Genomic DNA, 13876 nt, shown 5'->3' on the forward strand with positions numbered 1-13876 from the left:
CCTACGCCCGCGCCCTGCGCTTCAACCTGTCCCCCGGGCATGTCCCTTCGAGCCTGTGCTCAAGGACATGCCCGTGCGAACATGTCCCCGCGCCTAGGTCTCTTCGGCCGGCGCCGGCGCCGGCGCGTCCTCGTGCAGTCGGCGCCCGATCGCTCCGGCCAGCCCGCCGTCGGTGAACCCGAGCCCGCTGGTCGCGCTCGTCACCAGCACCTGATTGCGCGGCAGCGCCAGCGAGCGGGCGATCCCGGCGGTCACCATCCCGCGCTCGCTCTTGCTGAGCTTGTCCGCCTTCGTCACCGCGACGATGGTCCACAGCGCGCGGTCGGCCATGTATTCGAGCAGCGCGTGGTCGTACTCGCTGACCTCGCGGCGCGCGTCGAGCAGCAGCACCAGCCCCTTGAGCGCCTCGCGCTTGCGCAGGTAGCCCTCGATCATCGGCCCGAACGACGCGCGCACCGCCTGCGGCGCGGCCGCGTAGCCGTAGCCGGGCAGGTCGACCCAGCGCAGCGCGAGGTCGCCGTGTTGCGGGTGGCGGAGCCTCGTGTGGAAGAAGTTGAGCAGCTGCGTGCGCCCCGGCGTCGAGCTGACGCGAGCGAGCGCGCGCTGGCCTGCGAACGCGTTGAGCAGGCTCGATTTACCGACGTTCGAGCGGCCGGTGACGGCGATCTCCGGCAGGTCCCCGGGCGGGGCGCCCCCCAGTTTGTCGGCGCTGCGCTCGAACGTCGCGGACGTCACGCGCCAGCCGCCTGTGCTGCTCTTCTCGGGTTTGGACGGCTGAGCCATGGGCGCGGACTATACTAAAAGCGAGCCGCCACCTAAGCTCCGAGGTCATGGACGTCTACGGCCTCACGGGCGGGATCGGCAGCGGCAAGTCCGCCGCCGCCGAGATCTTCGAGGACTGCGGGATCCCGGTCGTCTCGGCCGACGAGCTGTCCCGCGTCGTCGTCACCCCCGGGAGCGAGGGCCTCGGGGCCGTGGTCGCCGCCTTCGGCGACGGCGTGCTCGACGACAACGGCGAGCTCAACCGGCGCAAGCTCGGCGCCCTCGTCTTCAAGGATCCCTCGCTGCGGCAGAAGCTCGAGTCGATCCTGCACCCCCGGATCCGTGACCGCTTCCAGGACGTGCTCGCCGCCCTGACCGCCACCGGCCACAAGATGGTCGTCTACGAGGTCCCGCTGCTGTTCGAGACTGGCCTCGACAAGCAGGTCAAGGCCGTGATCCTCGTCTCGGCGCCCGAGGCCCAGCGCATCGCCCGCGTCGTCAGCCGCGATCGCCTCACCGAGCCCGAGGTCCGGGCCCGCCTCGCCGCGCAGCTCGACGACGCCACCCGCCGCGCCCGCGCCCACTTCATCCTCGAGAACGACAAGGACCTCGCTCACCTCAAGCAGCAGGTCTTGAACCTCCTGCCGACCCTGCGCAGCGGCGCGATCCCCCGGCCCGCCGGCGAGGCCAAGGACGCCGCCGCCCGCCCGGCCGTCCCGCCGCCGCCGCCGTCCGTGCGCCCGTCCGCCAGCCTGCCCCCGCGCCCGCCGCCGGTGCCCAAGCCCTGACGCGCCGCCGGCCGCGAGGGGCCTGTCCTCTCGGGCATGTTGTCGGCGACATGCCCTCATCGACATGTCCACTCGGACATGCCCCGAAGGGCATGTCCGAGAGACCATAGGACGGCGATCCGGAACCGTGAGACCACGTCTACCGGCCTCGCCAGGCCCGCCTGCGCGTTCACCCGGCGCTCTCGCCCGCCGCCGTCCCGCACCGGGCGCTCGTGCTATAGCCAGAGCCGATGACGAGCGACTCCCTCCCTCTCGCCGGCACCGTCGTCGTCGACGTCTCGCGGATGTTGCCCGGGGCCGTGCTCGCGCGCTGCCTGCTCGACCTCGGCGCGCGCGTGATCAAGGTCGAAGATCCCGCGACCGGCGACCTCATGCGGCACGCTCCGCCGCTGATCGACGGCATCGGCGCCGGCTTCGTCGCCTTCTTCCGCGGGGCCGAGTCCGTCGGCCTCGACCTGCGCACCCCCGCGGGCGCGGCCGCCCTGCGCAGCCTTGCGGCCGGGGCCGACGTCCTGATCGAGAGCTTCCGCCCCGGCACCATGGCCCGCTTCGGCCTGCCCGAGCCCGAGCTGCTGGCCGCCAACCCCGGCCTCGTGCTCTGCTCGCTACCTGGCTTTTCGGTCAGCTCCGCCGTCGGCCACGACCTCAACTTCACCGGCCTCACCGGCCTCCTGCGGGCGCTGCGGACCGACGGCATCGTCGGCCTCCAGCTCGCCGACGTCACCAGCGGTTTGCTGGCCTGCAGCAGCGTGCTCGCGGCCCTGCTGCGCCGCGCTCGCACCGGCAAGGGCGGGCACGTCCAGCAGCCGCTGCTCTCGGGCCCGTTGCCGTTCGTCACCTGGGCCTGGGCCGAGCGCGCCGGCGGCGGCGGCGGCATGTCCGAGGCCGTCCTGGGCGGCCGCGCCCCGGCCTACCGCGCATACCGCTGCGGCGACGGCCGCGAGCTGTCGGTCGGCTGCCTCGAGCCCAAGTTCTGGTTGGCCTTCGCCCAGCTCGTCGGTCGCCCCGACCTCGCCGGCCTCGGCCTCGACACCGGGCCCGCGGGTCAGGAGGCCGCCGCGGCGATGGAGCAGCACCTCGCCGGCCACCCGCGCGACCACTGGCTGGCGCTGCTCGCCTCCCACGACCTGCCGGTCTGGCCGGTCCACGACCTCGACGCCGCCCCGCAGGAGCCCCGCCTCGTCGAGCTCACCGAGGCCACGCCCACCCCCGCCGGCTCGTTCCGCGGCGTCGGCCCGTTCTTCCCCTCGCTCGGCCGCACCCCCGAGCGCAGCGCCCCGGCCCTCGGCGAGCACACCGACGCGATCCTCGCCGAGTTCGCCCGCCGGTGACATGTCCCGAAGACCAGGTCGCAGGCCTGCGCCTCGACCTGTCCCGAGGGCCATGTCACCCGATCGACCACCCGCGCGCGCGGACCGACCTCCGCCCATCTGTCCCCCAGGACATGCGCGAACCCAAGCCTCGCCTCCCCCGCGATCGCCCGCCCCTCCTCGCACGCCCCGCGCGGCCGCGTGCTATCGTCGCCGCCCCATGGCCGACAGCCTGCTCCTCTACGAGACCGTCCACGGCTCGCAGGCCTACGGCCTCCAGACGCCCACCTCCGACGTCGACCTCAAGGGCATCCTCGTCGGGCCGGCGGCCTGGTACCACGGCTTCGTCGGCGGGCCCGAGCAGATCGAGCTGACGGCCGACCACGTCCGCTTCGAGATCCGCAAGTATTTCCGCCTCGCCGCCGCCGCCAACCCGACGGTGCTCGAGCTGCTGTGGACCCCGCCCGACTGCCACACCGTGTGCACCCCGCTCGGTGAGCGCCTGCTCGCCGAGCGCGATCGGTTCCTGTCGCTGCGGATCAAGGACAGCTTCTCCGGCTACGCCATGAGCCAGCTCGGGCGCATCAAGACCCACCGCAAGTGGGTCATGCACCCGCCCGATCACGAGCCCACGCGCGCCGAGTTCGAGCTGCCCGAGACGCGCCTCATCTCGCGCGACCAGATGGGCGCCGTCGAGGCCATGCTGGGTGACGGGCGCATGGCCGAGGCCGACCTCACCACCAACTTCCTCGGCGTCCTCGACCGCGAGCGCCGCTACAAGGCCGCGCGCAAGGAGTGGGAGGCCTATCAGGGCTGGCTCAAGAACCGCAACCCGCGGCGCAGCGCGCTCGAGGCCGAGTTCGGCTACGACACCAAGCACGGCATGCACCTCATCCGTCTGCTGCGCATGGGCGCCGAGATCGTCGAGACCGGCCAGCCGAAGGTCCGCCGCGACGACCGCGACGAATTGCTGGCGATCCGCGGCGGCGCGTGGAGCTACGAGCGGCTGATGGAAGCCGCCGACGCCCTCCACCAGCGCACCCAGGCCGCGGTCGCCGGCTCGCCGCTGCCGCCCGCGCCCGACGAGGCCGCGCTCGACGCCCTGTGCACCGACCTGGTCGGCCGGGCCCTCGCGCACATGGCCTCGAAGACAGCCTCCTGAAAACCTTCCCCGAAGGACATGCCCCTTCGCACATGTCCCGAAAGACCCTCATGACCCTCGACCTGCCGCCCAACGCCCTGCCCGACCTCGAGCTCGGGCGCCGCTTCATCCTCACCTGCGCCGTGCCGGGCGACGTGTTCCAGTGCGGCGTCACCGGCAGCCACAACTACGGCTTCAGCTCGCCCGACAGCGACCTCGATCTCAAGGGCGTGTTCATCGCCCCGACGCGGGCGCTGCTCGGCCTTCACCGCCCCGGCGACGCCGTCGAGCGGCTCACCGAGTTCGAGGGCCTCGAGTGCGACCTCAGCCTCACCGAGGTCGGCCGCGCGCTCGCCCTCCTGCTGGCGGGCAACGGCAACATGATCGAGCGCCTGCTGTCGCCGTTCCAGCTGTACGAGTCGCCGGAGATCGAGGAGCTGCAGGCGCTCGCGCGCGGGGCCGTGTCGCGCCGGTTCATCCGCCACTATCAGGGCTTCTTCCGCGGCATGTGCCGCGAGCACGACCGCGAGCCGGTGCCGCGCGCCAAGAGCCTCCTCTACGCCTACCGCGTCGCGCTGACCGGCGTGCACCTGCTGCGCACCGGCGAGCTCGAGGCCGATCTGCGCCGCCTGGCCCCGCTATACGGCTACGACGACGCGCTCTCGCTGATCCGGATCAAGGTCGAGGGCACGGAAAAGGGCGCGGTGACCCAGGAAATCGACGCCCTCCACCGCGCCGCCTGGCCCAGGCTCGAGGCCGACCTCCAGGCGGCCCTGGAGCACAGCCCGCTGCCGGCCGATCCCCCGAACGAGGTCGCCTGCGAGGCGTGGCTCGTCGAACTGCGGCGACGACGCCTGTAACCTGCGCGTCGCACCCGGTCCGGCGTGATCCACGGCCGCGGCGATCGGCCGAGCCCTGCGCCCCACGGCCCGCCTGCGGCCGCTTGGCAGCGCTTGCGCCCCGCCGCCGCCGGGCCCGCGGTCGGGTCCGCGCCGCCGCGCGCCCGCCCCCCGGACTCTGCTACAACAACCTCAAGGCTGTGGCTCATATCGTCCTCGACAGCTGTGCAGGCCGCGATGGCGGGCGCGAGGCGCTCGAGGCCGCGGCGATCGCCAGCCTCCAGCTCGATCACCAGATCACCGTCGTCGGCGACGAGGCCGACATCACGGCGGCGCTGGCGAAGATCGCCCACGACGCCGAGCGCCTGCGCGTCGCCCACGCCCGCGATCGTTGCGAGCCCGACATGGACGCCGCCGAGGTGCTGCGTCAGTCCCCGCGCAACAGCGTCGTCGTCGGCCTCGAGCTCGTCGCCCGCGATCCGAGCGCGGTGTTCGTCTCGGCCGGCGCGCCGGGCCTCATCGTCGCCGGCGCGCAGCAGATCCTGGGCCGGATCCCCGGCGTCCCCAACGCCGCCCTGGCGGCCGTCTACCCGACCTTGCGCCCGCACGGCCCGGTCTCCGACCTGTTCGCGCTGCTGCTCGACGTCGGCGCGACCGTCGAGTGCAGCGGCGACGACCTCGTCAGCTTCGCCGCCATGGGCGCGGCCTATGCCTCCAAGATCTCGCGCATCGATCGCCCGCGCGTCGCCCTCCTCTGCAACGGCCACGGCATCTCCAACGCGCCCTCACGCGCGCGCGAGGCCCATCGCCGCTTGCTCGCCGCCAAGCCCGCCTTCGAGTACGTCGGCTGCATCCGCGCCGACAGCGTCACCTCGGGCGACGCCGACGTGATCGTCACCGACGGCTTCTCCGGCGACGTCCTGCTGCGCACCCTCGAGGGCGTCGCGGCCACCGGCGAGAGCCTGCTGCGCCGCGCCGCCGAGAAGTTCCAGTGGCGCGTCGGCGTGCAGATGCTGAGCGACGGCATCTCCGCGATCCGCGAGTTCACTGACTGGGAGAACTACGGCGGCGCGCCCCTGCTCGGCTTCGATCGCGCGGTGATGGTCACCCAGGCCGACTCCGGCCGGCGCGCCTTCCTCAACGCGATCCGGCTGGGCGCCAAGATCGATCGCCTGCAGGTCATCGCGGGCCTGGCTGCCGGCGTGGCCGCGTTCCACGGCCTGAGCGCGCCGCCGGCCAGCGCGCCCGCTTCGGAGGCGACATGAGTTCCGACCCCGCCGATCCGTCCGAGCCCACCAGCCCCGAAGGCCAGGCGCTGCAGCCGCGCCGCTTCATGCACCTGCGCTGGGACCTCGACAAGACCTACCTCCGCACCGAGTTCGACTCGGTCAAGGATCTGATCCGGACCTTCCGGCAGAAGGCCGAGGACAAGATCGCGGTCGCCGGCGCCAGCGCCCTGTTGCGCGCGCTGCTCGACCCACGCGAGCGCAGCCACCGGCGCGTGACCTTCATCAGCGGCTCGCCCCGGCAGATGCGCAAGGTGCTGACCGCCAAGCTCGCGCTCGATGGCGTCGAGCCCGACATGTTCATCCTCAAGCCCAACCTCGAGAACCTGCTGCGCGGCCGGTTCCGGGCCATCCGCGGCCAGGTCGGCTACAAGCTCAAGGCGCTGCTGCTCAGCCACATGGCGGCCGAGCACGTCGACGAGTACCTGTTCGGCGACGACGCCGAGCAGGACGCGTTCATCTACAGCGTCTACGCCGACATCCTCGCCGGCCGCGTCGACGCGGTCGCCCTCGCGGCGATCCTCTCGACCTGCAAGGTCTACCGCGGCGACATCGACGAGATCATGGCCTACCACCGCCAGCTGTTCGGCTCCGGCGAGGTGGTGCGCAGGATCTTCATCCACCTCGAGCGCCGCTCGCCGCTCGACCGCTTCGCGGCCTACGGGGCCCGCATCGTCGCGATCTACAACTACTTCCAGGGCGCGGCCGTGCTGTTCGAGGCCGGCGCGCTCGAGCCTCGCGGGCTGCTGGCCGTCACGGCGGCCATGGAGCTCGAGGGCTACACCCCCGAGCGCCTGGCGAACTCGCTGCAAGACCTGATGCGCCGCGGAGTGCTCCACTTCGGCACCATCGAGCGGATGTCGCGCGAGCTGGCCGCCGCCGAGTCGACGATGGGCCGACCGGTGCCGCGGTTCCTCCACGCGTTCGAGGACGCGATCGGTTCGCTCGAGAACCTGCAGCGGCCGGGCCCGGCCTGGGAGGCCGAGATCAACTACCTCGGCATCTACCACGAGGCCCGCTTCCGCCGGCAGCAGCACCGCTTCCTCGGCATCCGCCTGCTCGATTAGCGGGCGGCTGCCGCGAGACTGCGGGCCGTTCGCCGGCGACCTCGGTCTGTCATACAGGACATGTCTTTATAGACATTACATATCGAACATGTCCCCATAGACATAGACCGCGCCGGGAAAAAGCGGCCGGCGCAGCGGCGGGCTCGGGTCATTTGCGACCGGCGCGGGGCGGCTTCGAGGGCTGGACCGGCTTCGCCGGCTGGGCGGGCTTCGCCGGCTGGATCGGCTTCACCGGCTTGGCCTGCAGCCGCGGCCCCGGGCTCGCGCTCGGCTTCTCCTGCAGCGGCTGCTTGCCGACCAGCTCCGCCTCTGGCGTGCGGACCTCGTAGAACCCGTTCGAGGCCGAGCGAGCGTTCATCCCCCCGCCGAGCTTCGAGGCGAGCACCTGGCACTCCTGGTTGGTCGCGTCCGACTCGAGCAGCAGGATCTGGGCCTGGCGCACCGTCGACTCGCCGCGGAAGGTCCCGACGATCTCGAACGTGCGATCGACGAGCTCGGGCAGCAGCGCGGTGACGTCCTGCGTGACGCCGCTGTCGATCACCGCCTGCGGGATCAAGTAACCGGCGATGCTCTCGCGTTTGTAGCCGTGGCGGCCGTCGCCGAGCTCGTTGAAGTCGGTCGTGTAGAAATGGTTCTCGTCGTTCCAGTAGCGGTACAGCGGGACCGCGCCGTGCTGCGGGCTGGCGTACACGTAGCCGGCGATCCGCTCGAAGTTCCAGCCGTGCGCGCCGCCGCGGAGCTCGTTGTAGTCGATCGTGTAGAAGTGGTCGGTCCCGTTCCAGTAGCGGTACAGCGGCACCGTGCCGGCCACCTGCGTGCGGAACAGATACCCCGGCGACGTCTCCTCGCTGTAGCCGTGATCCTGCGGGTGCTCGACGTCGGCCGTATAGAAGTGATCCTTGCCGTTGAACCAGCGGGTCAGCTTGACCAGGCCCTTCGGCACCATCGACACCGCGCCGCCCTTGAGGAACACCATCATCGTGAACGGGACGTCCTTGACCTTCTCCTGCTGCACGACCGCCTGGAACACCACCCGCTTCATCGGCGGCACGTCGATCGGCGTGGCGAACTTGTAGAGGATCTCCTCGGTCGTCGTCTGCGTGTCTTCGGACTGGAAGTTGTAGCCGACCTCGACCTCGCTCTTGAACTTGATGCCGAGGCTGAACTCGAACCCGACTTTCCAGCCGAGCTTGACCCCGTGGGTCTTCTTGACCGAGACGGTGTCCACCACCTTCTTCTCGACCGCCGCCGAGATCGACTGCTTGACCGTGCCGCAGTTGGTGTACGTGATCTCGTCGATGATGAGCGGCGCCACGTCGCTCGTGCCCGGCTGCGCGATCAGGTTCTTGTCATAGAGCGCGTCGGGGTACTCGCGCTCGGCGATCACCAGCGCCGAACCGCGCGCCTCGAGCCGCTTGTTCATCTCTCGCACCATCTCGACCGTAATCGTCGGCATCTCTCCACTCCTCCCAAATGCACCGCAGACCCGCGGCCGTGATGGCGCGCCGGGTGCGGGTCCCGTTAAGTGGCGGGCCGCTGCGATCGCGGCTCAGCAATTTTTCGTCGCGCTCTCGCGCTCGTTTCGGTGCGAGCGGCCTCGCGCTTGACTTCCCGGTCCGGCTCGCGCATCACCCTCGCGAGGCGCGTGAAGGTTGAGCGACGTCCAGCGCCAACAGGCCATCGCCGATCTCTTCGATCGCCACGCCGATCACGTCTCTCGCGTGCTCACGCGGATCCTCGGGCTCGACCCCGAGACGCCCGACCTGACGCAAGAGGTGTTCCTCCGGGCCTTCCGCGGCCTCGATCGCTTCCGTGGCGCGCCCGAGGTCCTGCCGCGCTGGCTCACCGGCATCGCCGTATTCGTCGCCCGCGAGCACATCCGGCGCAAGCGCGGCCGCTGGTGGCTGCGCTGGGCCGGCGCCGACGAGCCGGTGCCCGAGCCGCCGGCCGCCACCGCGAGCCCTGACGTCGTCCTGGCCGTGCATCGCGTCCGCGGCGTCATCGAGCGCTTGCCCGTCGACGAGCGCATCCCGTTCTCGCTGCGCTACCTCGACGACATGGAGCTCGAAGAGGTCGCCCACGCCTGCGACGTGTCGCTGGCGACCATCAAGCGCCGACTCGCCCGCGCCCGCGCTCGCTTCGATAAGCTCGCGGCGCGCGACGCCATCCTCCTCAACTGGGTGGACAAGGGATGACCATGACCGATCGAAAGCTGGACGCCCTGCTCGCCGCCGTCGCCGACGTCGAGGAGCGCGCCCGCGTCGACGCGCGCTCGCCCGAGCAGCACGCCGGCGCCCGCGCGCGCCTGCTCGCCGTCGTCTCTACCCTCGCCGACGCCGATCGCCGGGCCATGCAGTCCGCGCTCGCCCAGCCCGAGGCGTTCATCCTCGAGCGCTTGAATCCGCTGCTCGGGCCCGCCGTGGCCCGACGCGCGCTCGATCTCAGCGGCGCGCGCGAGCGGCCGATCGCCTGGCCCGACGTCGAGGCCGTCGGCGCCTCGCTGTTCACCCACCTGCGCCCGCTCGTCGGCGAGGACATCGCCGGCCACGTGCGCCAGCAGCTCGCGCTCGGCCTCGTGTTGTGGAGGGAGCTGTGCGCGACGTGAGCCGCCTGCGCCTGCTCGTCGCCTTCGTCGGCCTGGCGGCCGTCGGCGCCGTCAGCCGCGTCGTCCTCGACGCCGGCCCGATGGTCCCGTTGCTCGTGCTCGTCGCGCTGGTCCTCACCGCCACCGTGACCCGCGCCTACAAGCCCGGCGATCCGCCGCGAAGCGCCTGGCTGTGGCTCGCCGGCGCGACCTGGCTCGCGGTCGTCGGCGAGACCGTCAGCGCCGCGACCGGCCCGGGCCCTGGCACGTGGTTGATGGCGCTGTCGAACGCGATGTGGTGCGCCTCCCTGATCGACGCCCGGCGCCGGATCGTCGCCGGCGCCCTGGTCCCCCCGCTGTCGCGTCCGTGGCGCTGGGCCCTCCTCGTCGCCGTCCTCGTCGGCCTCGCGGTGGCCTCGCAGGTCGCCTGGGCGCTGCGTCACGGCAGCCCGATCTACCCCCACGTCACCGGCGCGCGCCTCTACCACCTCGGCTTCGTCCAGCTGTGCGATGCCGTGGTCCTGATCGCCGGCGTGTGGCTGCTCGGCGCCCTGCACCCGCTGTGGGGCGGCGCCGCGGCCCGCCCGTTCCTGCTCGTCACCGCGGCCGCCGGCATCTTCGCGCTCAGCGACCTCACGCCGCTGTTCGTCGACCTGCCGCTGCCGCGGGTGTGGGTCCGCGCCCTCGTCATCGCTGGCTGGTCGCTGCTCGGCGTCGCCGGCCTGGCCCAGCTCGAGCTGCGCCGGGCCATGTCCGCCCGCACCGCCGACCTCCGCGCCAGCCTGCGAGCCCTCGGCCCGCGCGCGTGACATGGCCCGAACGACATGTCCTCTCGCTCCTTGCCGATCGGGCATGCCCGATCGAGCATGTCTCTCGGGTCATCCCGTCGCCGGCCTCGGCAGCTTCGTCCCCGCCGCCGACGTCATCGCCCCCCTCGCGGGTCGGACGGCGCTGGCCGCGTCCGGTCTCACCCGCCCGCACATCCCCGCGGAACGTTGTTCGTCCGCCCGTTTCAGGTAAGCTCCCCGGCGATGACGCACCCCGCCGATCTCGCGCGCGACACCGCCGTCGTGCGCAGCCCCGAGGGCGCCGCGCGCTACGTCCTCGACCTCCCGCCGCACTGGAACTACTTCATGCCCTCGGGCGGCGCGCTCATGACCGCGGCCTTGCGGGCGATCGCGGCCGAGATCGACGACCCGACCCAGAAGCCGCTGTCGGCCACCGCCATCTTCTGCGCCCCGGTCGGCGAGGGCCCGCTGGTCATCGATGTCGTCGTCTTGCGGCGCGGCCAGCTCGCCACCCAGGTGCGCGCCGCGCTGTCCGCTGCCGGCGGTCCGTTCCCCGGCCTCGAGGTCGTCGCCACCTTCGGCCGCGAGCGCCCGGGCCCCGAGCTCGGCCTCGTCCGTGCGCCCGCGCTGCCCGGCCCGCACCAGCTGCCGCCGATCGACGCGCGCAGCGAGGGCGGCAGCGCCCCGCCCTTCTTTCACAACTACGACTGCCGCCGCGCCCTCGGCGAGCCGTGGTGGCGCCCCGATCGCTGGGTCCCCGGCCTCGATCGCGCCGCCTACTGGTACCGCTACGCCGTCCCGCAGACCACGCCCGACGGCTCGCTCGATCCGCTGGCCCTGCCCCCGCTCGTCGATACCATGCCGCCGGCGATGTTCCAGATCGGCGGCCCCGAGCTCGCCGGCACCATCGCTCCCAGCCTCGACCTCACCATCCACTGGCTCGAGGACACCCGCCGCGAGTGGCTGCTCACCCACGCCCACTGCCGCCGCGCCCGGGCCGGCTACGCCACCGCCGACATCGAGATCTGGGACGACGAGGGCCGCCTCGTCGCCTGGGGCAACCAGCGCATGCTCCTGCGCCGCCGCCCGCCGCTGCCGCAGTCGATCTGAACGTGGCCGCCAGGGCATGCTCCTCGGGCCATGTCTGAAAAGACATGCCCATCACGACATGCCCGATCGACCACCCGCTCAGATCGCCCGGGCCCGCAGCGTCGCCACCGGGTAGAACTGGCGGGCCCACTTGCGGAACAGCCCGATCGGCCCGTCGCCCTCGCACAGCAGCGGGCGGGCCAGGAACTTCTTGTGCTCCCACACGGCGATGTCCTGCTCGAGCTGGCGGCAGGCGTCCTCCATGAACTGCTGGGCCACGAACGCGGTGGCCGCCTCGTCGGGCAGGCGCTTGATCGTGAAGGTGAGGCGGACGTCGACGTACTCGTCGTCGATCGGCGTCAGCGTGGCGAGGATGATCCCCTCGAGCAGCCCGCGGTAACGGGCGGTGAACATGCCGAAGCCGAAGATGTGGATGTCGATGTCGCCCTCGAGCACCCCCACTGGCGTGTCGAAGGCGGTCTGCGAGCGCACCTGGAACAGCGGGCCGTTCATCGTCACCGTCGACTCGGGCAGGCGGACCGCGCCGTGGACCGAGCAGAAGTGGGCCACGTCGAACGCGTTCTCGATGATCTCGTGGACATTGGTGCGGACGCGCCAGCGCCGGCGCGTGTAGCCGGTCCACGCCGGCGACTCGTGCTCGGCCAGCGTCGGGATGTCCCAGGTCGGCGCGTACGACTCGTCGGGGGCGTTGTGCACGAAGATCATCCCGTTGCGCTCGCACACCGACCAGCGGCGCAGCATCGCCGCGGGCGGGATCTTCTTCGCGTAGGGGATCCCCACGCAGCTGCCCGAGCCGTCGAAGCGCCAGCCGTGGAACGGGCACGTGATGTTGTTCTCGACCACGCAGCCGCCGTGCCCGAGGTGCGCGCCGAGGTGGGGGCAATGGGCGTCGAGCACCCGGGCCACCCCGTCCTGCCCGCGGAACAGCACCAGCTCGCGCCCGAAGTAGTGCAGCGGCATCACGCCGGCCGGCTTCAGTTCGTCGGAGAGAGCGACCATGAACCAACCGATCGGGTTGGCGGTAAACGGAAATCGACTGCTCATCTCGAGCCCCCTTGTGCGGGCAAACGTGGGCAGGCCCCGCACCCGGGGATGTGACGGGCGCCGCTCTCGCCGGCCGGTCGCGGCGCACGGCCTGCGAACCACGTTCGTCGCGCGCGACCCGTCAGGCCCCGGGCCCGCCCGCCTCGATGCGCACGCCGCGACCTCAGTCGCAGCCGGGGTCCGCCGGCTGATGCCGGCGGAGGAACTCGATAAGCCGCCGATTGACCTCGTCCGGCTGCTCCTGGTGGAGGAAATGCCCCGCCCCCGCGATCCGCTGCAGCGACAGCCCGTGGGGAAAATCGTCCGCGCTCATGAGGTCGAACAGCCGGGTGTCGAGGCAGCCGTCGTCGGCCCCGGTCAGCGCCAGCGTCGGCACGGCCACCCGCGCCCGCATCAGCGCCCGCGAGGCCGCGGCCGCGCGGGTCAGCGGATCGAACATGTCGCGGTAGTAGCCGAGCGCCGCCGCGGCCACGCCCGGCTGGCGGAACGTCCGCTTCAGCAGCCGCATCTCCTCGGCCGGCGGGGTGAACCCGGGCGACCAGTCGCGCCACAGCTTGTCGATCAGGGCGAAATCATTGCGCCGCAGCGCCACGTCGGACAAAAGCCGCAGCTGGAAGAAGAACATGTACCAGGAGTTGCGCAGCTGCCGGGGCAGCAGCCGCAGCGCCGCCAGCGAGGCCAGCCGTCGCGGATGCGGCACCGCCATCGCCGTCAGCGACGCCACCCGCTCCGGGGCCCGGGCCGCGACCTGGTAGCCGATCACCGCCCCCCAGTCGTGCCCGACCAGGTGCACGCGCAGGCAGCCGAGGTACTCGATGAACCCGAGCACGTCCTCGACCATCCGGATCGTGTGGTAGTCGTCGTCGATGGGCTGGGACGACGGTTCGTAGCCGCGGAGCAGCGGCGCCACCACGCGGAAGCCGGCCTCCTCGAGCGCCGGGATCTGCAGCCGCCAGGTCCGGTGATGGTCGGGAAAACCGTGTAAACACAGCACCAGCGGCCGCCGGCGGTCACGCGCCGACGAGCGGGATCCCTCCAGCGCGGTGAACTGTAGTCCGCCCACGGACAAAGTGGTCGTCGGGAAGCTCGCCTCCATACCGACCAAGACGTACCACCGGGGCCGCCCAGGCGCGAGGACCGCCGCGCGCGCACGCCCG

General features: G+C 72.0%; 14 protein-coding genes. 10 read left to right on the plus strand and 4 right to left on the minus strand.

Translation table 11 applies throughout. The annotated features are described in order from the left end of the window. Nucleotides 1-93: 93 nt before the first annotated feature. The gene (yihA, locus tag POL25_RS24580) at nucleotides 94-783 is read right to left on the minus strand and encodes a ribosome biogenesis GTP-binding protein YihA/YsxC (RefSeq protein WP_272088589.1); all 690 of its coding nucleotides are present in this window, start codon (nucleotides 781-783) and stop codon (nucleotides 94-96) included. Nucleotides 784-830: 47 nt separating this feature from the next. Here yihA and coaE point away from each other — a divergent pair, with 47 nt between their 5' ends. The 6 genes from coaE to POL25_RS24610 all read left to right on the plus strand — a co-directional run bounded on the left by coaE (nucleotide 831) and on the right by POL25_RS24610 (nucleotide 7193). Next, entirely contained in the window at nucleotides 831-1550 is a 720-nt protein-coding gene (gene coaE, locus POL25_RS24585; RefSeq protein ID WP_272088590.1) for a dephospho-CoA kinase, read from the plus strand. 230 nt (nucleotides 1551-1780) lie between these two features. After that, a complete protein-coding gene (locus POL25_RS24590) occupies nucleotides 1781-2881 on the plus strand; it encodes a CaiB/BaiF CoA transferase family protein (RefSeq protein ID WP_272088591.1) in 1101 nt (366 codons plus the stop codon). A 199-nt stretch (nucleotides 2882-3080) separates the two neighbouring features. Continuing rightward, a complete protein-coding gene (locus tag POL25_RS24595; RefSeq protein ID WP_272088592.1) occupies nucleotides 3081-4022 on the plus strand; it encodes a nucleotidyltransferase domain-containing protein in 942 nt (313 codons plus the stop codon). 32 nt (nucleotides 4023-4054) lie between these two features. Further along, nucleotides 4055-4861, plus strand: a complete 807-nt coding sequence (locus tag POL25_RS24600) for a nucleotidyltransferase domain-containing protein (RefSeq protein WP_272088593.1) — start codon at nucleotides 4055-4057, stop codon at nucleotides 4859-4861. A 179-nt stretch (nucleotides 4862-5040) separates the two neighbouring features. After that, nucleotides 5041-6105, plus strand: a complete 1065-nt coding sequence (locus POL25_RS24605) for a phosphate acyltransferase PlsX (RefSeq protein WP_272088594.1) — start codon at nucleotides 5041-5043, stop codon at nucleotides 6103-6105. Continuing rightward, nucleotides 6102-7193, plus strand: coding sequence for a phosphatase domain-containing protein (locus POL25_RS24610; protein WP_272088595.1), 1092 nt, complete (start codon nucleotides 6102-6104; stop codon nucleotides 7191-7193). Before POL25_RS24605 ends, POL25_RS24610 begins: the two co-directional genes overlap by 4 nt. A gap of 148 nt (nucleotides 7194-7341) precedes the next feature. Here the strand turns inward: POL25_RS24610 and POL25_RS24615 are convergent, their stop codons facing one another. Then, the gene (locus POL25_RS24615; protein ID WP_272088596.1) at nucleotides 7342-8649 is read right to left on the minus strand and encodes an ETX/MTX2 family pore-forming toxin; all 1308 of its coding nucleotides are present in this window, start codon (nucleotides 8647-8649) and stop codon (nucleotides 7342-7344) included. Nucleotides 8650-8845: 196 nt separating this feature from the next. On the opposite strand from POL25_RS24615, the gene POL25_RS24620 reads away from it, so the two are divergent. The 4 genes from POL25_RS24620 to POL25_RS24635 all read left to right on the plus strand — a co-directional run bounded on the left by POL25_RS24620 (nucleotide 8846) and on the right by POL25_RS24635 (nucleotide 11675). After that, nucleotides 8846-9388 carry an RNA polymerase sigma factor gene (locus POL25_RS24620; RefSeq protein WP_272088597.1) on the plus strand — a complete coding sequence of 181 codons (543 nt, stop codon included), beginning with the start codon at nucleotides 8846-8848 and terminating at the stop codon, nucleotides 9386-9388. 2 nt (nucleotides 9389-9390) lie between these two features. Further along, on the plus strand, nucleotides 9391-9798 hold the full coding sequence (locus POL25_RS24625) for a hypothetical protein (RefSeq protein ID WP_272088598.1): 408 nt from the start codon (nucleotides 9391-9393) through the stop codon (nucleotides 9796-9798). Then, a complete protein-coding gene (locus POL25_RS24630) occupies nucleotides 9795-10586 on the plus strand; it encodes a hypothetical protein (protein WP_272088599.1) in 792 nt (263 codons plus the stop codon). Before POL25_RS24625 ends, POL25_RS24630 begins: the two co-directional genes overlap by 4 nt. A gap of 222 nt (nucleotides 10587-10808) precedes the next feature. Next, the gene (locus POL25_RS24635; RefSeq protein ID WP_272088600.1) at nucleotides 10809-11675 is read left to right on the plus strand and encodes an acyl-CoA thioesterase; all 867 of its coding nucleotides are present in this window, start codon (nucleotides 10809-10811) and stop codon (nucleotides 11673-11675) included. A 78-nt stretch (nucleotides 11676-11753) separates the two neighbouring features. Here POL25_RS24635 and POL25_RS24640 read toward each other — a convergent pair whose 3' ends face one another. Further along, nucleotides 11754-12719 carry an aromatic ring-hydroxylating oxygenase subunit alpha gene (locus POL25_RS24640; protein WP_272088601.1) on the minus strand — a complete coding sequence of 322 codons (966 nt, stop codon included), beginning with the start codon at nucleotides 12717-12719 and terminating at the stop codon, nucleotides 11754-11756. A gap of 163 nt (nucleotides 12720-12882) precedes the next feature. Further along, a complete protein-coding gene (locus POL25_RS24645) occupies nucleotides 12883-13815 on the minus strand; it encodes an alpha/beta fold hydrolase (RefSeq protein ID WP_272088602.1) in 933 nt (310 codons plus the stop codon). Between the last annotated feature and the right edge of the window lie 61 nt (nucleotides 13816-13876).

Origin of the sequence: Nannocystis bainbridge (genome assembly GCF_028368995.1) — a bacterium.
Taxonomy (GTDB): Bacteria; Myxococcota_A; Polyangia; order Nannocystales; family Nannocystaceae; genus Nannocystis; species Nannocystis bainbridge.